Raw genomic sequence first — 20,386 nt, forward strand, 5'->3', positions numbered from 1 at the left:
ACCGGCTCGCGGTGCACTGGACTCGGAGGTCCGCCATGAGCAACGCACCGAAAGTCCCGTCGTCCGTCACCGAGCTGAGCACCGCCGAGTGCTGGCGTCTCCTCGAGACGCAGGCCCTCGGCAGGCTCGCGCTCGTCGACGCCGGCGGGGAGCCCCGCATCTACCCCGTGAACTTCGCCGGGAGCGACGGAGCGCTCTACATCCGCAGCGCCTACGACGCCAAGCTGCGCCTCCTGCGTTCGCATCCCACGGTCGCCTTCGAGATCGACGGGAAGGAGGCCGGTGATCGGTGGAGCGTCGTCGTGCGGGGCGACGCGGTTCATGTCGACGTGGATGCCGAGATCCGCCGCGGCCGCGAGACCGGGTTGCGGTCGATGAGCCCGACGCCGAAGCCGTACGTCATCCGTATCTCGCCGCGGACCGTGACCGGACGCCGGTTCCGGGAGCGCGACGACAGCGAGGATCCCGTTCGGTCGCGGATCTTCCGGACGCGGGAGGACACCCTTCCCGCGGCGGCTCGATCGCCGCACCCCATCGCAGGCATCACGCCCAGGGCGGACGCCTGAGGTTCCGTCGGCAGATATCCCGCGAAGACGCCCGGAGAGACCCTCGCTGATCGATGGCGTGGGGCGCATCCTTCCCTGGCGAGCCCGGCACACGGCGCCTACCCGGGCGGGGGGTCCGTGCGATCGAGCTCGGCCAGGCGATCCTCCAGGAACGCCTGCTCCGCGGCGTTCGCCGTGAGTTCCATCGCGCGCCGGTACGCCGCGGCCGCCGCGGCGGTGTCGCCGAGGCGCTGCAGCAGATGGGCGCGGGTGGCGTGAAAGTAGGGATACTCAGCGAGCCGGGGATCGGCCGCCAGCTGGTCGAGGAGCGGCAGCGCTGCGGCGGGACCGTCGGCGAAGGCTACGGCGGCGGCCCGGTTGAGCGCGACCACCGGGGTGTTCCAGACCGCCAGCAGCAGGTCGTACAGGTGCACGATGCGCGGCCAGTCGGTGAGCTCCAGGGACGGGGCCACGGCGTGCACACCGGCGATCGCTGCCTGCAGGGTGAACCGCCCCGGTGCGCCGGACGCCAGCGCCCCCGCGGTCACGGTGAGTCCCTCCAGAATCGCCCGCTGGTTCCACCGCGTCCGATCCTGGTCGGCGAGGAGGAGGAGCCGGCCCCGCTCGTCCGTCCGGGTGGCTCTGCGCGCGTCGGTGAGGAGCAGCAGGCCGAGGAGGCCGCGGGTCTCCGCCTGCTCGGGGAGCAACGCGGCCAACGTGCGGGCGAGGTGCAGTGCCCGGTCGCAGAGGTCCTCCCGGACCAGCGTGTCCCCCTCCCCGGCCGTGTGGCCGGTGCTGAAGAGCAGATGGACGGCGGTGAGGACGCTGTCCAGCCGCTCCGGCAGCTCCGCGCGGCCCGGCACGCGGTAGGGGATCCGCGCTTCGGAGATCTTCTTCTTGGCCCGGGTTATCCGTGCGGCCATCGTCGACTCGGAGACAAGGAACGCCCGGGCGACATCGGGGGTCGCGACTCCGCAGACCAAGCGGAGCGTGAGGGCGACGCGGGCCTCGGGCGCGAGGGCGGGGTGGCAGCACGTGAACACCAGCCGGAGCCGGTCGTCCGGCACCGCGGCATCGGGGTCGTCCCCGTCGACCGGCTCGTGCGGGTCGACGCCCGCGGGCTCCACGAGGAGCGGGAGTTTTCGCCGAAGGGTGATTTCGCGGCGCAACCGGTCCAGCGCTTGATTCCGCGCCGCCGTTGTCAGCCAGGCGCCCGGCCGTGTCGGGATGCCGTCTCGGGTCCAGGCCTGCAGCGCACTGACGTAGGCCTCCTGGGCGCAGTCCTGCGCCAGGTCGAGGTCGCCGGCCACGCGCACCGTCGCGGACAGCACGAACGCCCACTCGGAGCGGTGTGCCTCCGTCAGCGCGGCAACGACCGCGTCCGCCTGCGTGGCGGACGCGGTCGGCTCGTCGGCGGGAGAGATCAGAACGGATTCGCCGTCGGGTCCACGACGGGGCGCACCTCTACGCCGCCACCGGGTGCCGGGCAGAGCTTGCCGATCTCCACGGCGTGGTCGAGATCGCGCGCCTCGACGACGTAGAAACCGCCGAAGGCCTCCTTGGTCTCGACGAACGGGCCGTCCGTCAGCGTGCCGCCCGCCTTGATCGTGGTGGCCGTCGTCGTGGACGCGAGCGCCGCGCCGCCCTCGATGGAGCCGCCGAGCTCAGCGACCTGCTTCGTGAACGTGTCGTGCGCGTCGATCACCGCGCCCCACGCCTCGGGCGACATCGTCGCGTAGAAGTCCGGGTCTTCGTAGATGAGGATCGCGTATTTGGCCATGGGATGCCTCCTGCACTGGGTCGCGGGCCGGCCTGTCCGGCTCCGTCATCACTGACGACGAACAGCCTGCCGTCGGATCGACAGTCCGGCCAGATTGTTTTGAGAACTCTTCCGTTCGGCTGCGCGCGGGCCCCCACGCGGCCTCGTTCCGCTTCCGTTCCCTGCGGCCGGGTAGGCGGCGCGCCACGATCACCGGACGATGACGGTGACCGTCGGCAGGTGCGACAGCACCGCGTGACTGGTCGAACCGAGCAGGAACCGCGCCACCGCTCCGCGGCCATGGCTGCCCACGACGAGGAGCCGAGCGGTGCGGGCCGTCCGGATCAGGACCTGCGCGGGGTAGCCGGGCTCCACGACGGTCGTGACCGCGAGATCGGGATAGTCCTGGCGGAGGCCCGCGAGCGAGATGGCCAGCTCTTCCGTGGTCAGGTCCTGCATACGGTCGATGTAGTCCTGCGGGTACTCGTCCAGCTCGAACGGCACCGGGACGGGCGACCAGGTCATGACCGCGGTCAGGTTCTCGCCCGCACGGTCGGCCTCCGCCGCGGCGAAGGCGATCGCCTTCTCCGACGCCTCCGACCCGTCGACGCCCACGACGACGCCCGTCTGCTCGCGCGCCACGATCTCGGGCACCACGACGACCGGGCAGCCTGCCGCGGCGGTGATCCGCACCCCGCGGACACCGCGGAGACTCGACCGGTCCTTCGCGAAGTCGCTGCCGATGACGAGCAGGTCGGAGCGCTGGGACACGTCGACGAGTCGAGCCACCGGGTCTCCTCGCTCGATCACCGTCTCGGCATCCACGCCCGCCGCGCGTGCCTGTTCTGCCGCGTACTCGAGGATCGCTTCGGCTCTGCGGGTGGCGTGAGCGATGAGGCTCTCTTCGCCGCCGATGCCCCACGCGGTTCCCACCACGGACACCAGCAGCAGCCGCTCTCGTCGCGCGACCGCGCGCTTGATCGCCCAGTGCAGGGCGTTCTGCGCCGCAGAAGCATCGGTGACTCCGACCGCGATCGTCCCGTTCATGATCCTTCCTCCGCTCGTGCCGTTCGTCGGCTCACTTTCGATTGTGCCGCCGACGGAACGAACGCCGCGGGACCTTCGGCCCGCCGCGAAAGGGGCCACCGGCGAAGACTCGACGTAGGCAAACGATCCAAGGAGAGATGATGCGCGCAGCAGTCGTCGAACAGTTCGGTACGCCCGCGAAGGTGGAGGAACGGGCGATCCCTCACCCCGGACCGGGGCAGGTCCTGGTCCGCCTGGAGACCTGCGGCCTCTGCCACACCGACATCCACGCGATGAACGGTGACTGGCCGGTGAAGCCGCCCCTCCCGCTCGTGCCCGGCCACGAGGGCGTCGGCATCATCGAGGAACTCGGTGAAGGCGTGACCAGCCGCACCGTCGGGCAGCGGGTCGCGATGCCGTGGCTCGGGCACGCGTGCGGCGAGTGCCGGTACTGCGTCGACGGGCGCGAGAACCTGTGCGAGCAGCAGTACAACAACGGGTACGGCGTCGACGGCGCCTACGCCGAGTACATGCTCGCCGACGCGCGCTTCGCCGTCCCGGTGCCGGACGGGGTCACGCCGCTGGACGCGGCGCCGCTGACCTGCGCCGGCGTCACCACGTACGCGGCGGTGAAGAACGCCCGGGTCACGCCGGGGGAGACCGTCGTCGTCTTCGGCGTCGGCGGCCTGGGACACCTGGCGGTGCAGTACGCGCGGCTCGTCGGGGCGAAGGTCATCGCGGTCGACGTGACGGACGAGAAGCTGCAACTGGCGACCGAGCTGGGTGCCGACCACGTCGTGAACGCCCGTACGACCGATCCGGTCGAGGCGATCCGGCAGTACGGCGGCGCCGACGCGGCGATCGTCCTCGCGGTCGCTCCCGCAGTGTTCCGTCAGGCATTCGACTCATTGAACCGCGGAGGCCGTCTCGTGCTGGTGTCTCTTCCCGCCGACGGTGAGCTGACGATTCCGGTGTTCGACACGGTGCTCAAAGGAATCAGCGTCATCGGCTCGATCGTCGGTACGCGGCAGGATCTCGTCGAGGTCTTCGCGCTCCACGCTCTCGGCCGCACGCGGGTCATCACGCAGACCCGTGACCTTGCGGACGTCAACCGCTCCGTGGAAGAGGTGCTCGCGGGCTCTGTGCCGGCGCGTCTGGTGTTCGCGTACCACACGGCCGATCTGGTGCCCGTCACGGAGGCAGTGGAGACCGTGTCCTAGAACCGTCTCCTCGGGCCTGCCTCACGACGCCGGTCAGCTCCGCCTCTTGCGGGACTGACCGGCGTTCGGTCGTTCAGCCCAGCGTGACGAGCCGGCCGTCCCAGGGTCCCGGCCGCTGCCATGCCACGTCGTGCGCGACGTCCAGCAGCGCTCCGCAGTGCTCGCACACCTCGGAGCGCTCGGAGGCGACTCCGCACGCGCCGCAGATCACCGCGAACGGCGGGTCCTCATTCTCGGACGGGCGGTGCTCCCGCGCCCAGGCCGCATACGCCTGCAGGATCGGCAGCGCGTCGGTGGCGGCGCGAGTGGGGAAGTACTCGACGCGCGGGCGCGGTCCGGTGGTGTAGGCGCGCGTCTCGAGGAGGCCTGCCGACACCATGCCCGACAGCCGCGACGACAGCACGTTGTCGGCCGCGTCAAGTCGACGCTTGAAATCGTCGAAGCGGCGAGCTCCGGCAAGCGACTCGCGGAGGATCAGCAGCACCCACGGGTCGCCGACCGCGTCGATTCCGCGCGCGATCGGGCAGACATCGCCGCTCCAGTCCGATCTCAGGGGCATGGGTCCCTCCTTGACTTGCTTGAAGCAAGCATAACCACTACCGTGCCGTTACTTACTAGCTTCAAGAAAGTAAATGACGTGACCGACACCACCTCGACGAAGGCGGCTCTGCGCTCCCGCCCGCGGCCCGACGCCGCGGCCGCCTTCCTCGCTGCGGTCGTGCTCATCGCGCCGGCGGTCTGGGCCGGCATCCGTCCGTCCGCCCGTCGGGGCGGGCTCGATCACGTCCGCGCGAGCGGGCTCGAACAAGGAGAAGACAAATGACGCAGATTTCGGATGCCGTCGTGCTCGTCACGGGCGCGAACGGAGGCCTGGGCACCGAGTTCGTGCGGCAGGCGCTGGCGGGTGGCGCGAAGAAGGTCTACGCCGCGGCCCGATCGCCTCGCGAGTGGGATGACCCCCGCGTCGTGCCCCTCGCCCTCGACGTCACCGATGAAGCCGCGATCGCTCGTGCGGCAGCGGATGCCGCGGACGTCGACGTCCTCATCAACAACGCCGGCATCCTCCGACAGGGTGACCTGCTGACGGGCGATGTCGCCGACATCCGTGCCCAGCTGGAGACGAACCTGTTCGGGCCGGTCCTGCTGACCCGCGCTTTCGCGCCGCGCCTGATCGCCGCGAAGGGTGCCGTGGTCAACGTCGCGTCGGTGCTGTCGTGGCTGGCGTGGGGCAAGGGGTACAGCATCTCGAAGGCGGCGCTGTGGTCGGCCACGGAGGGCTTCCGACTCGAGCTCGAGCCCCAGGGTGTGCACGTGGTCGGGGCGTATCTCGCCTTCACCGACACCCCGATGAACGACGGTCTGACCGGCCAGCAGATGAACGACCCCGCCGATGTCGTCGCCGCGATCTACGACGGCCTGCGCAGCGGGCACGGCGAGGTCCTCGCCGATGAGACCACGCGAGCGGTGCGGGCGGGGTTGTCGCACGTGGCTGACGCCGCCTGAGACGGGTCGGCCGGGAGGGGGCGGCGGGCGCGTCCGGCGCTCCCCTCCTCCACATCGCGCCGCACACGCGATCTGTCCCCCATTCGCCCCCTGAGTCGGGTTCGATGTCGGAGGCCCTCGTTAGCATGCATACATGACTTTCAAGCCACCTCCGCCGCTCCCCGATGACGGAGTCAACGCCCTGTCGTCGGTGCTGGCCGAGGTGCGGGGAGTGGATGCCGAGGTGGCCTCCGCCGAAGCCCGACGCACGCGTGCGCTGGCTCGCGCGGGTCATCTCGCCCTCGACGCCCGGGCTGGGCTGCGGGCGTCGTCGAAAGCGGCGGAAATGGCGCTGCGGGAGGTGGCGTCCGAGATCGCGGCAGCATCGAATCTGTCGGACCGGTCGGTGCAGGCGCAGATCGGGCGGGCGATGACCCTCACCGATCACTTCCCCGTCACGCTCGACGCGTGGGAGGCGGGCGCGCTCACGCGGGCGCACGTGCGGGTGATCGTGGATGCCGGGATCCCGCTGCCGCTCGAGAGGCGCCACGAGTTCGACGTGCTCGCTGTCGCCACCGCCGAGGGGCTGAGTCCCGGACGGTTGAAGACGCGACTGGCCGCGTTGGCGGAATCGCTGCAGCCCACGACCCTCACCGAGCGGCATAGGCGCGGGCGCGAGACGCGGTGCGTCCGCGTGGTCGCGGGGGAGGACGGCATGTCCGACCTGATCGCGACGCTGCCCACGGTGCTGGCGGTGGGGATCTACGACCGGCTCGTGCAGCAGAGCGCAGCGATCATCGACCTGCGCCGGGAAGCACCGACAACCCCGGACGTCGGGGTCGCGCCCGACACCCGGACCGCCGACCAGGTGCGGGCCGACATCCTCGCCGATCTCCTCCTCACCGCCGCACCCGACGCCGACCCCACCCGCGCCGACGACGGCCCCGGCACCCTCGGCGCGATCCGCGCACGCGTACAGGTCATCGTCCCCGCGTTGACGATGCTGCGTCCCGGGGAGGAGAACTCCGACCCTGCCGAGCTCGTGGGGCACGGTCCCATCGCCGCCGCGACAGCCCGGGCCCTCGCCCAAGCCACAGCCGTCCCCTGGGACCGGGTCATCACCCACCCGGTCTCCGGCGCGGTGCTGCGGACCGACACCTACCACCGCACCGCCGCGATCGACCGGCACCTCCGCGCCCGCGACCGACACTGCCGCTGGCCCGGCTGCGTCGCTCCCGCCATCCGGTGCGAAGTCGATCACACCCACGACTACTCCCTCGGCGGCGCCACCGACGTGTCCAACCTCGCCCACCTCTGCCAAAGGCACCACACCCAGAAACAGTTCACCCGATGGAAGGTCAGACAATTTCCCGGCGGGGCGCTCGAATGGACCTCACCGGCCGGACGGGTCTATACGGACGAACCCTTGCCCTACTCACCGGCGGTGAGGTTCGTCCCGGTCGAACATGCCAAGGCGTCCGCTCATGCCGCGGCATCGCCGCCACGCGTGACCGGCGGCCACGATCCCGAACCGGCACCATTCTGAACTCGCCCGCGCCATCGTGACATGCCGCGCCGGCCTCCTCCCGTTCTCGCTGCGTCCATGTGGCGTCTCCGCGGCGGTCGTACCCTCGGAGGTGACACGCGGGAGAACGGGGGCTCACATGACGACGTCCGCACCGCGAAGGGTCTCACGTCTGAAGATCCTCGGGATCTCGGCCCTCGTCCTCGCCGCGGTCGGACTCGGCGCGGGCTACCTGCTCGTCTTCAGCTGGGTGATCGACGAAACGCACTTCGATCGCCCGAGCGCGGAATTCGACCGCCTGGAGGCCGAGATCATGGCGCTGCCAGGTGTGGTCGCGGTCGACAAAGAGCGCTGGGTGGAGGCGCCGATCTTCTCGAACCCGTCGTCGGCCCTCCGGGTCACGCTCGACCGCGCCGCACTCCCCGCGCTGCTCGACCTGGCGTGCTCGTCCGACTACCGGGATCCCGTCGTCTGGGGACTCACGGTCCGTACCCCCGCCGGTGCCGAAGTGTCCGTGTTCGCCGAGCCCGCGGCATCCGGCTGCCCGGATTTCCCGGTCGATGTGCTGCCCACGGTGGACGCGGTGAACCGCCTCGCCCCGGGACGCAGCATCCAGGCCGCCGTCTGGGAGAACGGTCGCCTCTCGTTCTCGGATCTGCTCGACGGACGCGACGACATCTCGACGATGATCCCGCTCGTCGCAGCAGCCGACGAGCTTCGACGGGCCGCCGATGTGGACGCCGACAGCGAGATCGAGATCAGCGGGCCACGACTGACCGCTGCGCCCGCTCCGGGGGAGTCCGCCGCGTATGCCGCGCTGCTGCGCACGCTGGTCGACGCCTACGGCGTGACGGGATTCTGGGACGGTGCGGGCGGGGGCATGCCGACGGACGGCGTCGCGAAGACGCAGATCCTGTGCGACCCGGCCTCGGTGGAGGCCGTCGAGGAGGCGATCCGCTCCTCCGGCCTCCGTCTTGCCGACGCGCCCCTCGACTTCCGAAAGGGCTGATTCCGCCGTTCGCAAGCGCTCCTTCCGCGGGGTCCGTTGTTGCGAAGATGGCGGGATGGATGCCACCACAGGCGACGCCACGGCCGACACCGCCGCAGCACCCCCGACCGCCGACCCCGACGCGCGACGGGCCCACGCGCTCGTCGTGGGGGTCGCCGCGACCGTCGCCTTCGTGGCCCTGCGCCTCGTTGTCGCGCTGACCGGATCCGCCCCGCTTCCTTTGGACGTGTGGTGGGACGACACGATGTCGGCGCTCGCATCACCGGTGGGCGTCATCGTCGCGTGGGTCCCGGCGATCGTCGGCGGCACGATCGGCATGATCCTCATCGGGGTCGCCACCACGATCGTGTTCCTCGTCCTCCGCCGCCCGTGGGACGCGCTGAACGTCGGGGGATCCATCGCCCTCGTCGTCGCGATCGGTGCGCCGATGGCCGCGGTCATCGCCAGGGCGCGACCGACCGATTCGCTCGCCGAGACCGTGGCGACCTCGTTCCCCTCGGGGCACACGGCCGTGGCGACGACGATCGTCGTGACGCTGGGGCTGATCCTGCGACGGCGCTGGGTGTGGGCGGTCGGGGTGGCGTGGGTCGTCCTGATGATGTGGAGTCGCACCTACCTCCACGCCCACTGGCTGTCCGATGTGACGGCCGGCGCGCTGGAGGGTCTCGCGGTCGCGACGATCGTGTGGTCGGCGATCGAAGTGGCTCGCGAGCGCCGAGCGCAACGGGCTGCCGCAGCCGCGCTCTGAGCGCTACGGTGCACGGATGACTTCTGCCAGTGCAGCCGCCGACAAGGCGCAGGATTCGACCGCTTTCCGAGTCGCGGCCCGTGTCGGGTACGTCGTGCTCGGACTCTTGCACCTCCTCATCGGCGTGATCGCCATCGCCATCGCTACCGGCGGTGCCGGCGACAGCGCGGATCAGTCGGGAGCCCTCGCGCAGATCGCTTCCGCGCCGGCGGGACTGCTGCTCCTGTGGGTCATCATCGTCGGTCTCGTCGCCCTGGCGATCTGGCAGATCAGCGAGGCGATCGTCGAGCGGAACCCGGATGCCAAGAAGCGTTGGGGCTACCGCGCGAAGTACGTCGGCACGGCGGTGGCGTACGCCGCGATCGCCGGCACCGCCTTCACCGCGGCGATGGGCGGACGCTCGGACTCTTCCGCCTCGACCAAGAACCTGAGCGCCACCCTGCTCGCGTCGCCCGGCGGAGTGTTCCTCCTCGTCCTCGTCGGCCTGATCGTGGCCGCCGTCGGGGGGTCGTTCGTCGTGCGTGGAATCACGCGGGCGTTCCTGAAGAACCTGTTCGTTCCGAGCGGGCCGGCCGGTCGTGGCATCCGGGTGTTCGGGACCGTCGGCTACGTCGCGAAGGGCATCGCCGTCGGCGTGGCCGGCATCCTGTTCATCGTGGCGGCGCTCACGCACGACCCGAATGCCGCGAGCGGACTCGACGGGGCGCTCCGCTCGCTCGCGGGGCTGCCGTTCGGGCAGGTCGTGCTGTGGCTCGTGGGCGCGGGGCTCGTCGTCTACGGCGTGTTCTGTTTCGCCCGCGCCCGCTACGCGCGGATGTAGGGCACGGCGGCGCCTCGCTAGTGTTCTTGGGGTCACCCGAAGACCCGGGGCACCGTCGCCCCGCCCGTTCCGCGCACCATGGAGCCCGCCATGACCGAGACCCTGTTCGACTACTTCAGCCACGGTGAGCTGCCGACACCGACCCTCCCGACCGCCGAGGCCGTCGAGCTGCTCCGCGAAGTGCACGGCCTCGAGGTCGAGCTGCAGGGTCTCGGCAGCCAGCAGGACCAGAACTTCCTCGTCCGTCCGGTCGGTGGGGGAGAGCCGCTGGGCGTGCTGAAGATCAGCAACCCGGTCTTCAGCGAGATCGAGATCGAGATGCAGGATGCCGCGGCGGCAGCGGTCGCGAGGGCCGAGCCGGGGCTTCGTATCCCCGAGGTCGTCGACGGCCCGCGCGGCCCCGTGGCGGGGTGGTGGCAGACGAGTCAGGGGCGTCTGCACGCGCGGATCATCTCCTTCGTCTCGGGGGCGACTCTCACCGGTTCCGGATACCTCGCGCCCCGCGTGATCGAGCGGCTCGGCGAACTCGCCGCCGCCGTCAGCGTTGCGCTCGCGGAGGAGACCCACCCCGCTTCCGGTCGAGTCCTCCAGTGGGATCTGCGTCACGCCGAGCGGGTGATCGCCGAGATCGCGGCGACCGAACCGGATGCCGAGGTTCGGGAGTACTGCGCCGCGGCGACGGCCGCGGCGCTCGCCGTGCTGTCCCCGGTGGCCGACGGGCTCCCGCGGCAGCTCGGCCACTTCGACGTCACCGACGACAACGTCCTGCGCCCGCACGGTGTGGGGACGCTCCCCGACGCCGTGATCGACTTCGGCGATGTCATCGACTCGTGGGCCGTGGGCGAGATCGCGGTGACGGTGTCGTCGGTGCTGCACCACGACGGCGCGACATCCGTTTCGACCCTCCCCGCGATCGCGGCCTTCGACCGACGTCGTCCGCTCTCCGACGACGAGATCACGGCGCTGTGGCCCCTCGTCGTGCTGCGCGGGGTCGTGCTCGTGCTGAGCGGCCGTCAGCAGGTGCGGCTGGATGACGCGAACGACTACGCCAGCGGTGCCCTCGACCGCGAGTTCGAGATCCTCCGCCGGTCGGTCGTGCTGCCCCTCGAGGTGGCGACGGCCCGCATCCGTCACGCCCTCGGTCGCCCGTCCGCCCCCGCTCCGGCGTGGGAGGGCGCGTCGATCCTGCCCGAGACGATCCACCCCGTCGTGCTGGACGCCACGACCCTTTCGCCGCTCACGGACGAGGGCGCGTGGCTCGACGACGACGCCCTCGAGCGCGCAGCCCGGCGCCTCCTCGACGGGGGAGCCGACGCCGTCGTGCTTCCCGCGCTCGTTCCGACGCTGCTCGGTGCCCCCTCGCGCACCCCCGAGGAACCTGCGACGGTCCCCACGGCCGCGTCGGTGTGGTTCGCGGCTCCCGCGACGCTCGCTCTGCCTGACGCTGCGCTCTCGCTGCGCGTGGGGGATGGCATCCCGCCCTCGTCCGCGCGCACGGTCGACGTGCCCACCCGGACGCGCGTGCGCGTGCTGCTCACGACGCTCGACCCCGCGGAGGTTCCGGATGCCGTGCGGCCGAGCGATCTGCCCGGATGGCGCGCCGTCATCGGTGACGCGACTCCCGCGCTCGGCATCGCCGCGCCCGCAGCCGGCCCCGACGATCTGCTCCAACGCCGCGAGGCCGTCGTCGCCGAGGTGCAGGAGCACTACTACTCCCGTCCGCCGCGGATCGAGCGCGGTTGGCGCGAGTACCTCGTCGACGTCGACGGTCGCGTGTACCTCGACATGGTCAACAACGTCGCCTCGGTCGGCCACGCGCACCCGCGGATCCATGCCGCCGTGTCGCGGCAGACACGGCTGCTCAACACCAACTCGCGCTTCCACTACGCCGCGATCACGGAGTACGGCGAACGGCTGGCCGCGACCCTCCCGGACGAGCTCGACACGGTGTTCTTCGTCAACTCAGGCTCCGAGGCCGTCGACCTCGCGATCCGGCTCGGCCTGGCCGCGACCGGGCGCACGGACGTCGTCGCGATGGCCGAGGCCTACCACGGCTGGACCTACGCCAGCGACGCGGTGTCGACCTCGATCGCCGACAACCCGAACGCCCTCGAGACGCGCCCCGACTGGGTCCACACCGTGGATGCCGCCAACTCCTACCGCGGCCGTCACCGGGGTGCGGATGCCGCCCGCTACGCGCCCGAAGCGGTCGCGCGCCTTCGCGCGCTCGCCGCCGAGGGGCACGCGCCCGCCGCCTTCCTCAGTGAGACCTTCTACGGCAATGCCGGTGGCGTCGCGCTTCCGGACGGTTACCTGCGGGAGGTCTACGCGACGGTGCGCGAGCTCGGCGGACTCGCGATCGCCGACGAGGTGCAGGTCGGCTTCGGCCGCCTCGGGTCGTGGTTCTGGGGCTTCCAGCAGCAGGGCGTGGTGCCCGACATCGTCGCGGTAGCCAAGTCGATCGGCGGCGGCTTCCCGCTCGGCGCCGTGATCACGCGCCGCGAGATCGCCGACCGCTACCGCACGCAGGGCTACTTCTTCTCCTCCACGGGCGGCTCGCCGCTGTCGTCGGTCGTCGGGCTGACGGTGCTCGACATCATCCGCGACGAGGGGCTGCAGGAGAACGCCCGCGTCGTCGGCGGGCACCTCAAGGCCCGTCTCGAGGCGCTGGGGGAACGGCATCCCCTCGTCGGCACCGTGCACGGGTCGGGGCTCTACCTCGGGCTGGAGTTCGTGCGCGATCGCGAGACCCTCGAGCCCGCGACCGAGGAGACGGCCGCGATCTGCGACCGCCTGCTCGAGCTCGGCGTCGTCATGCAGCCCACCGGCGACCACCAGAACGTGCTGAAGATCAAGCCGCCACTGTGCGTCTCGCGCGACTCGGTCGACTACTTCGCCGACATGCTCGACCGGGTGCTGACGACCGGCTTCTGATCGCGCAAGCCCCGCAGCGCGGTCGGGTCGGAGGAGTAGACCGGACGAAGACATCCCTCCGCCCGAAAGGAACCGCCATGCGTGGAGTCATCATGCACGCCGCCGGAGACGTACGCGTCGAAGACCGGGACGCCCCGACCATCCAGGAACCGACGGACGCGATCATCCGTCTCGCCGCGTCGTGCATCTGCGGCTCCGACCTGTGGCCGTACCGGGGAGCGGACACGGTGGATGCCACACCCATGGGCCACGAGTACGTCGGGGTCGTCACCGAGATCGGCGACGCGGTGAAGAACGTGAAGGTCGGCGACTTCGTCGTCGGTTCGTTCATGGCATCCGACAACACGTGCGAGATCTGCCAGGCCGGATACCAGTCGCGCTGCGTGCACGTCGTGCCCATGGGGCGCGTGGGGACCCAGGCCGAGTTCGCCCGGATCCCGCTCGCCGACGGCACGCTCGTCGCGACCCCGGGCCAGCCCGACGACGACCTCATCCCGTCGCTCCTCGCCGCCTCGGACGTGCTCGGCACCGGGTGGTTCGCCGCGGTGGCGGCCGAGGTCGGTCCCGGCAAGACGGTGGCCGTCGTCGGTGACGGAGCGGTCGGGCTGCTCGGCATCCTGGCCGCGAAACAGCTCGGCGCCGAGCGCATCATCGCGATGTCGCGCCACGCCGACCGGCAGGAGCTCGCGCGACGCTTCGGTGCGACCGACATCGTCGAGGAGCGCGGCGACGAGGGCATCGCGAAGGTCAAGGAGCTCACCGGCGGGCTCGGCGCGCACTCGGTGATCGAGGCCGTCGGCACTCAGCAGTCGATGGAGCAGGCGATCCGCTCCACCCGCGCCGGCGGGCACATCGGTTTCGTCGGGGTCTCGCACGACGTCACGCTCGAGGGACAGGAGCTGTTCCGTTCGGCCGTGCACCTCCACGGCGGGCCCGCGCCCGTGCGGCGTTTCCTCCCCGAGCTGATCCAGCTCATCTGGGACCGCGAGATCGACCCGGGCGCGGTGTTCGACCTGACCCTCCCGCTCGAGGAAGCCGCGGAGGGCTACCGCGCGATGGACGAACGCCGCGCCACCAAGGTGCTGCTGACGATCCCATGAGCCCCTCGACGACACGCCGTACGGGACTCGCGGCCGGCCTCACCCTGGCACTGGCCGCCCTGGCCGGGTGCACGGGCGAGCGGGAGACGGATGCGATGCCTCCGTCGTCCCCTCCGGCGGCACCGCCCGTGACCCGTTCGGCGCCGCCGATCGACGCCCCCGCGTTCGTGGTGCCCGCCGGTGAGCCGGAGGTCGTGGCATCCGGATTCACCACGCCGTGGTCGGTGGCGTTCGTCGGCGAGGCGGCGCTGGTGAGCCAGCGCGACACGGGGGAGATCCTCGAGATCGTCGGAGACGGCACCCGTGTCGTGGGGGAGGTTCCCGACGTCGCCCCGCGCGGCGAGGGCGGGCTCCTCGGCATCGCCCACGCCGACGGCTACCTCTACGCTTACGCGACGACCGCCGACGGCAACCGGGTGATGCGGTTCCCGCTCGACGGCGCACCGGGGTCGTTCGCGCTGGGCACCGCAGAGACGGTGGTCGACGGCATCCCCTCGGCCAGCACCCACAACGGCGGCCGGATCGCCTTCGGACCCGACGGCATGCTCTACATCACCGCGGGCGACGCCGCCGAGCCGGCGCGCGCCCAGGATCCGGAGTCGCTCGGTGGCAAGATCCTGCGCGTCACCCCCGAGGGCGAGGTGCCCGCCGACAACCCGTTCCCCGGTTCGCCGGTGTGGAGCCTCGGTCATCGCAACCCGCAGGGGATCGGGTGGGACACGGCGGGAACGATGTTCGCCTCCGAGTTCGGCCAGAACACGTGGGACGAGCTCAACGTCATCCAACCCGGCGCGAACTACGGCTGGCCGGAGGTCGAGGGCCTCGGCGACGACGACCGTTTCGTGAACCCCGTGCAGCAATGGGCGCCCGCGGATGCCAGCCCCAGCGGCCTCGCTGTCGTCGACGGCTCGGTGGTCATCGCGAACCTGCGCGGCCAGCGGGTGCGAGTCGTTCCGACGGCCGACCCGGCCAGCGCGCGGGAGTTCTTCGTGGGCCAGTACGGCCGGATCCGCGACGTGGTCGTCGCACCCGATGACACCCTGTGGATCGTCACGAGCAACACCGATCGCGGTGGCGGCGACGACGACGCGATCCTGCGCGTCCCGCTGAGAACGGGCTGATCAGGGCGTGAGCACCGTCACACCGGCTTCCGCCAGCGCTGCCGCCAGGTCGGGCGAGGGCGGAGCGTCGGTGATGAGGTAGTCCGCCTTCTCGAGCGCCGCGACCTGGGCGAAGAGTCGCCGGTCGAGCTTCGTGGAGTCGGCGAGGATCGCGGTGCGGTCGGCGCGCTGGATCATCTCGCTCATCATCGTCGCGTCGCCGAGGTTGCTGGTCGAGAAGCCCGAGGCATCCACCGCTCCGACGGCGATGAGCGCGTAATCGCAGCGGATGTCGACGTCGGCGCCGCGCGCGCCGGCGGCGAGCGTCACCGGTCCGGTCGTGGCCTGCGTGATCGTGCGCACGGCGCCGCCGAAGATGAAGAGGTCGCGGAAGACCTGCGGGGAGATCTCGGCGGGAATGCGCAGGTTGTTCGTCGCGATCGTCAGGTTGCGGTGGTTGCGCAGCGCGCGCGCGACAGCGAGCGTCGTCGTTCCGGCATTGAGCATCACGACCGAGCCGTCTTCGATGAGGTCGGCCGCCAGTGCGGCGATCTTCTCCTTCTCGGCGGTCTGCATCTGCAGGCGCACGTCGAGACCGCGATCGCGCCCGGGAACCGACATCGCGCTCACCGCGCCGCCGTGCGTGCGGACGACGATCCCCTCGCGGTCGAGTTGGTCGAGATCGCGGCGGACGGTGTCGATCGAGACGCCGAAGTGCGAGGCGAGGTCGACGACGGTGACCTGGCCGGTCTCGGCGACGTACGCGGCGAGTTCGGCCTTCCGACCCGCCGGCAGCCGCTTCTTGTTCTGAGTGGTTGTGCCCTCCATGCCGTCATCTCTAGCACAGAGCGGCAAACGGTTCGAGAAGATTCTGCCAGAATCGGCATGAAACAGCATGATTCTGCCGATATCGCGGCATGGGAGCGCCGCTCACTGCCGCTATTGTCACGAATCTGCATCGTCGCCTTGCGCGTCGACGCAAATACGCGCATACTCATGCTGAAAGACGCAAGAACGCGCAGAACAGCGCGAAATGCAGCAGATCTCAATGAGGAGAAACGATGGACAACAGCGGGCGCGGGCGTCGGAACGCCATCAAGCTCGTCGGTGCCGCCGCAGCGGCCACGACCCTCCTGGCGATGGCGGGGTGCTCGTCGGACTCGGCGGCTCCGTCCGACGGCGGTGACGTCACGATCGAATTCGCCCAGTGGTGGGAGCCCGAGCTGCCTGACGGCCAGTTCCGTGCGCTCATGGACACCTTCGAGCAGGAGAACCCGGGTATCAAGGTCGACCTGGTCAGCGGGCCGTACGCCTCGACGAAGGAGCAGCTCTTCGCGGGCGCCGCCTCCGGGACCATGCCCGACGTCGTCGGTCTCGACGGCGCGTGGGTCAGCGACTTCGCGAAGCAGGGCGTCATCGCCGACCTGTCGCAGCTGATGAGCGACGCCGGTTTCGACGACAGCCAGCTCGCGAGCCAGATCCAGGTCGACGGCAGCACGTACATGATCCCCGTCGTCAACTTCGTGTACCCGATGTTCACCAACGACGCGATCCTCGCCCAGGCCGGCGTCAACACGCCCCCGTCGACGCGGACCGAGTTCGCCGACGCGGCCAAGAAGATCAAGGCGCTCGGCGGCGAGGCTTCCGGGTGGGTGCTCCCGCTCTCGCTCGAGGCTCCGAACGGTGTGCAGAACGACGTCATGTCGTGGGTGTGGGCGTCGGGCGGGTCGATGCTCAAAGACGGCAAGCCCGACCTGACCAACGCGGACGTCACCTCGGCCGCCGACTACGTCCAGCAGCTGTGGAACGACGGGGTGATCGCCCCCGGATCCTTCACGATGAAGGAGCAGGACAAGGTCGAGGAGTTCACGAACGGCCGCGTCGGCATGATGATCGACTCGCTCGCCCCCACATCAACCTCATCCGCGAGTCGAACCCCGACCTGACCTTCTCGATCTCCGCGATCCCCGCCGAGGACGGCTTCACCGGCGAGCGCGGCATCCCCTACGCCTCGTGGGGCATCGGCGTCGCCGAGAACTCCGAGCACAAGGACGCGGCCTTCAAGCTGGTGCAGTTCCTCATGGGCAAGGACGTCAACTCGGAGCTCTCGACGATGGCCAAGGCCTTCCCCGGCAACACCGAGTCCGTGCCCACGTTCGTCGAGGACGACGAGCTGTTCAAGAAGGCGTTCGAGATCTACAAGGCCGGTTACCCCGCCAACGAGTTCACGGGTCTGCCCGTCGCCGAAGACCTCATGCGCCAGTTCGGCGAGCAGTTCCAATCCGCCCTGGACGGCCAGCAGTCGATGAAGGACGCGCTGCAGAAGGCCCAGGACGAATGGACGGCGAAGTTCTGACCCGACGCTGACAGGGGATGCCGCACTGCCGCACCGGGCGGTGCGGCATCCCCGCCAGGAAGGCCGCACACCATGACCATGCGCACCCTCACTCCCCCCGATACCGAGCTGATCGTCACCGGCCGCCCCGCGTCCCGGCGCACGCGCCAGCTCCGCAAGGCATCCGAGGCCTATGCCTTCCTGTCCCCGACGCTGATCCTGCTGTTCGTCCTGATGATCGTGCCGATCGTCATGGTCATCGGGTACTCGTTCCAGGACAACGTCATCACCAACAAGAACCCCGAGCTCGTCGGGCTCGACAACTACATCACCGTCCTCACGGACGCGGGCTTCTGGAAGGCCACCGGCAACACGCTCTTCTTCACGCTCACGAGCGTCGCCGCCCACCTCGTCCTCGGCCTGTCCTTCGCCCTGTTGCTGAACAGCCGCCTCATCGGCGCGGTGCCGCGGGCCATCTTCCGCGGACTCTACGTGCTGCCCTGGCTCTTCACCGTGGCCGTCATCGCGGTGCTGTGGCGCATGCTCCTGTCGCCGAACGGCATCGTCAACTTCCTCTTGAACACCAACATCGAGTGGCTCGCGTCGCCGCAGCTCGCGCTGGGCACCGTCACCTTCATCAACATCTGGGCGGGCTACCCGTTCTTCATGGTGAGCCTGCTCGCGGGTCTCCAGGGCATCCCGACCGACCTCTACGAAGCCGCCACGGTCGACGGCGCGAGCCCCGTGCAGCGCTTCTGGAACGTCACCATCCCGCAGTTGCGGCCCATCATCGTCAGCCTCCTGCTGCTCGACCTCATCTGGACCTCGCAGCAGTTCGCCCTCATCTGGCTCACGACGGGCGGCGGTCCGATCGACGTCACCGAGATGCTCAGCACCTACACCTACAAGCTCGCGTTCGCCACGTACGACTTCTCGACGGCAGCCACGTCGGCGGTGCTCGTGCTGGCGATGTCCATGATCATCGCGGTCCTCTACGTCCGCCACCAGAAGGCGAGGGACTGACATGGCCCTGACCACCACGGCGCGCACCCGCGTCGCCAAGACCGGAGTGCTGATCGGACTGGTGCTGGGCGCCGTCTTCGCGGCCGGCCCCGTCCTGTGGATGCTCTCGAGCTCGTTCAAGTCGAACACCCAGATCTTCGAGCTGCCGCCGCGCCTGATCACCGAGACGTTCTCGTTCGACGCCTACGTGAAGATCTTCACGACGCCCGAGACGGTGCGCTTCTTCATCAACAGTTACGTCGTCGCGGGCGCGGTGACGGTCCTGACGCTCCTCGTGGCGATCCAGGCGGCGTACGCGTTCAGCCGGTTCGACTTCCGCGGCAAGCGCATCGTCAACGTCATCATCGTCAGCGTCCAGGCGGTGCCGCCGATCACACTGCTGATCCCGTACTTCGGGCTGATGGTGACGCTGAAGCTCTACAACACCTACCCGGGCCTGATCCTCACCTACATGGTGTTCACGCTGCCCTACGCGATCATCATGATGACCGGCTACTTCAACACGCTCCCGAAGGAGCTCGACGAGGCGGTCCGCGTCGACGGCGCCGGTTCGTTCACCGCCCTCTGGCGGGTGCTGGTGCCCATCTCGATCCCCGGCATCGTCTCGGTCGGCATCTACACGTTCATGATCGCGTGGAACGAGTTCCTCTTCGCGTTGACCCTCACGCGCACCATCGACATGCGCACGGTGCCGATCGGCATCCAGCTGCTGATGGGCCAGCACTCCTACGAGTGGAACCAGATCATGGCGATGAGCATCCTCGGCTCGATCCCGGTCCTCGTTCTCTTCCTGTTCTTCCAGCGCTTCTTCATCAGCGGCCTTACGGCCGGCTCGGTGAAGAGCTGACTCTCGACCACCACCCCCGACAAGGAGAAATCCGTGCTCTACACCGGCAAGTCCATCCTCGACGTGGCGAACGCCCACAGCTTCGCCATCCCGGCCTTCAACATCTCCGACTGGGCGATGTTCACCGGGATCATGGACATCAGCGAAGAGAAGTCCGCCCCGGTCATCATCGCCATCCACCCCGACGAGGTCTCTCACATCACGACCGACCTCATCCCGGCGATGCACGCCCGCGCGCACCGGTCGAGCGTGCCCGTCGCGATCCACTGGGACCACGGCGGCTCCTACGAGCAGATGATCACCGCCATCCACTCCGGCTTCACCTCGGTCATGATCGACGCCTCGCTCGAACCGTTCGAGCAGAACGTCGCGATCACCCGCAAGGTCGTCGAGGCGGCGCACGCGGCCGGCATCCAGGTGGAGGGCGAGCTCGGCACGATCGGCGCGAACGACAGCTACGGCGAGTCGGGTGCGGCCGAGATCATCTACACCAACGTCGATGACGCCGTGCGTTTCGTCGAGCAGACCGGCGTCGACAGCCTGGCGATCGCCATCGGCACCTCGCACGGCCTGTACCCCTCCGACAAGAACCCCGAGCTGCGTCACGACCTGCTCGAGCAGATCAAGGCGGCCGTCGGCATCCCCCTCGTCCTCCACGGCGGATCCAGCAACCCCGACACGGAACTCGCGCGGGCCGTGTCGCTCGGCATCAACAAGATCAACATCTCCAGCGACATCAAGGTCGCCTACCACGACCGGATGCGCGAGGTGCTCGGCACCGACCGGCGCCTGCGCGAGCCCAACGCGATCCAGCCCGAGCCGATCGCGGCGATGAAGGTGACCGCGGCCGAGAAGATCGACCTGTTCGGCGCCGCCGGCAAGGCCGACCTGTACTGATCGGAGATGATCGGCG

General features: G+C 69.9%; 21 protein-coding genes. 16 read left to right on the forward strand and 5 right to left on the reverse strand.

Annotated features, from left to right (window positions below; genetic code table 11):
- The first annotated feature begins 35 nt into the window (after positions 1–35).
- Complete coding sequence (locus tag AC3WLZ_RS01785) at positions 36–566, forward strand: pyridoxamine 5'-phosphate oxidase family protein (protein ID WP_492468823.1); 531 nt, start codon at positions 36–38, stop codon at positions 564–566.
- 98 nt (positions 567–664) lie between these two features.
- On the opposite strand, the gene AC3WLZ_RS01790 is transcribed toward AC3WLZ_RS01785, so the two are convergent.
- From AC3WLZ_RS01790 to AC3WLZ_RS01800, 3 genes are all read right to left on the reverse strand, one after another.
- The gene (locus AC3WLZ_RS01790; RefSeq protein WP_492468824.1) at positions 665–1,876 is read right to left on the reverse strand and encodes an RNA polymerase sigma factor; all 1,212 of its coding nucleotides are present in this window, start codon (positions 1,874–1,876) and stop codon (positions 665–667) included.
- Between the two features lie 92 nt (positions 1,877–1,968).
- Positions 1,969–2,325 carry a YciI family protein gene (locus AC3WLZ_RS01795; RefSeq protein ID WP_492468825.1) on the reverse strand — a complete coding sequence of 119 codons (357 nt, stop codon included), beginning with the start codon at positions 2,323–2,325 and terminating at the stop codon, positions 1,969–1,971.
- Between the two features lie 189 nt (positions 2,326–2,514).
- Positions 2,515–3,351 carry a universal stress protein gene (locus AC3WLZ_RS01800; protein ID WP_492468826.1) on the reverse strand — a complete coding sequence of 279 codons (837 nt, stop codon included), beginning with the start codon at positions 3,349–3,351 and terminating at the stop codon, positions 2,515–2,517.
- 140 nt (positions 3,352–3,491) lie between these two features.
- Here AC3WLZ_RS01800 and adhP point away from each other — a divergent pair, with 140 nt between their 5' ends.
- Positions 3,492–4,550, forward strand: a complete 1,059-nt coding sequence (gene adhP / locus AC3WLZ_RS01805) for an alcohol dehydrogenase AdhP (RefSeq protein ID WP_492468827.1) — start codon at positions 3,492–3,494, stop codon at positions 4,548–4,550.
- Positions 4,551–4,623: 73 nt separating this feature from the next.
- Here the strand turns inward: adhP and AC3WLZ_RS01810 are convergent, their stop codons facing one another.
- Complete coding sequence (locus AC3WLZ_RS01810; RefSeq protein ID WP_492468828.1) at positions 4,624–5,109, reverse strand: winged helix-turn-helix transcriptional regulator; 486 nt, start codon at positions 5,107–5,109, stop codon at positions 4,624–4,626.
- Between the two features lie 78 nt (positions 5,110–5,187).
- Here AC3WLZ_RS01810 and AC3WLZ_RS01815 point away from each other — a divergent pair, with 78 nt between their 5' ends.
- From AC3WLZ_RS01815 to AC3WLZ_RS01855, 9 genes are all read left to right on the forward strand, one after another.
- Positions 5,188–5,373 carry a hypothetical protein gene (locus AC3WLZ_RS01815; protein ID WP_492468829.1) on the forward strand — a complete coding sequence of 62 codons (186 nt, stop codon included), beginning with the start codon at positions 5,188–5,190 and terminating at the stop codon, positions 5,371–5,373.
- Positions 5,370–6,053: an SDR family oxidoreductase gene (locus tag AC3WLZ_RS01820; RefSeq protein ID WP_492468830.1), complete on the forward strand. Its 684-nt coding sequence runs from the start codon at positions 5,370–5,372 to the stop codon at positions 6,051–6,053. Before AC3WLZ_RS01815 ends, AC3WLZ_RS01820 begins: the two co-directional genes overlap by 4 nt.
- A 133-nt stretch (positions 6,054–6,186) precedes the next feature.
- Entirely contained in the window at positions 6,187–7,578 is a 1,392-nt protein-coding gene (locus AC3WLZ_RS01825) for an HNH endonuclease (protein ID WP_492468831.1), read from the forward strand.
- A 118-nt stretch (positions 7,579–7,696) separates the two neighbouring features.
- A complete protein-coding gene (locus AC3WLZ_RS01830; RefSeq protein ID WP_492468832.1) occupies positions 7,697–8,566 on the forward strand; it encodes a hypothetical protein in 870 nt (289 codons plus the stop codon).
- Between the two features lie 55 nt (positions 8,567–8,621).
- Positions 8,622–9,314: a phosphatase PAP2 family protein gene (locus AC3WLZ_RS01835; RefSeq protein ID WP_492468833.1), complete on the forward strand. Its 693-nt coding sequence runs from the start codon at positions 8,622–8,624 to the stop codon at positions 9,312–9,314.
- 16 nt (positions 9,315–9,330) lie between these two features.
- The gene (locus tag AC3WLZ_RS01840) at positions 9,331–10,134 is read left to right on the forward strand and encodes a DUF1206 domain-containing protein (RefSeq protein ID WP_492468834.1); all 804 of its coding nucleotides are present in this window, start codon (positions 9,331–9,333) and stop codon (positions 10,132–10,134) included.
- A gap of 90 nt (positions 10,135–10,224) precedes the next feature.
- A complete protein-coding gene (locus tag AC3WLZ_RS01845) occupies positions 10,225–13,068 on the forward strand; it encodes an aminotransferase class III-fold pyridoxal phosphate-dependent enzyme (RefSeq protein ID WP_492468835.1) in 2,844 nt (947 codons plus the stop codon).
- A gap of 77 nt (positions 13,069–13,145) precedes the next feature.
- Positions 13,146–14,168 (forward strand): zinc-dependent alcohol dehydrogenase family protein, encoded by a 1,023-nt coding sequence (locus AC3WLZ_RS01850; protein WP_492468836.1) that lies wholly within the window; start codon positions 13,146–13,148, stop codon positions 14,166–14,168.
- The gene (locus AC3WLZ_RS01855) at positions 14,165–15,289 is read left to right on the forward strand and encodes a PQQ-dependent sugar dehydrogenase (RefSeq protein ID WP_492468837.1); all 1,125 of its coding nucleotides are present in this window, start codon (positions 14,165–14,167) and stop codon (positions 15,287–15,289) included. The genes AC3WLZ_RS01850 and AC3WLZ_RS01855 overlap by 4 nt, the downstream gene beginning before the upstream one ends.
- On the opposite strand, the gene AC3WLZ_RS01860 is transcribed toward AC3WLZ_RS01855, so the two are convergent.
- Positions 15,290–16,096 (reverse strand): DeoR/GlpR family DNA-binding transcription regulator, encoded by an 807-nt coding sequence (locus AC3WLZ_RS01860; RefSeq protein ID WP_412923399.1) that lies wholly within the window; start codon positions 16,094–16,096, stop codon positions 15,290–15,292.
- 233 nt (positions 16,097–16,329) lie between these two features.
- Between AC3WLZ_RS01860 and AC3WLZ_RS01865 the strand changes: the two genes are divergently transcribed.
- From AC3WLZ_RS01865 to AC3WLZ_RS01885, 5 genes are all read left to right on the forward strand, one after another.
- Positions 16,330–17,214: an ABC transporter substrate-binding protein gene (locus AC3WLZ_RS01865; RefSeq protein WP_492468838.1), complete on the forward strand. Its 885-nt coding sequence runs from the start codon at positions 16,330–16,332 to the stop codon at positions 17,212–17,214.
- A gap of 134 nt (positions 17,215–17,348) precedes the next feature.
- The gene (locus tag AC3WLZ_RS01870; protein WP_492468839.1) at positions 17,349–17,624 is read left to right on the forward strand and encodes a hypothetical protein; all 276 of its coding nucleotides are present in this window, start codon (positions 17,349–17,351) and stop codon (positions 17,622–17,624) included.
- A gap of 72 nt (positions 17,625–17,696) precedes the next feature.
- Positions 17,697–18,626 carry a carbohydrate ABC transporter permease gene (locus AC3WLZ_RS01875; RefSeq protein WP_492468840.1) on the forward strand — a complete coding sequence of 310 codons (930 nt, stop codon included), beginning with the start codon at positions 17,697–17,699 and terminating at the stop codon, positions 18,624–18,626.
- 1 nt (position 18,627) lies between these two features.
- Positions 18,628–19,473, forward strand: coding sequence for a carbohydrate ABC transporter permease (locus AC3WLZ_RS01880; RefSeq protein ID WP_412923402.1), 846 nt, complete (start codon positions 18,628–18,630; stop codon positions 19,471–19,473).
- Between the two features lie 33 nt (positions 19,474–19,506).
- A complete protein-coding gene (locus tag AC3WLZ_RS01885) occupies positions 19,507–20,370 on the forward strand; it encodes a ketose-bisphosphate aldolase (protein ID WP_492468841.1) in 864 nt (287 codons plus the stop codon).
- Positions 20,371–20,386: the final 16 nt, after the last annotated feature.

This window comes from Microbacterium sp. FW305-3-2-15-F-LB2 (genome assembly GCF_058787255.1).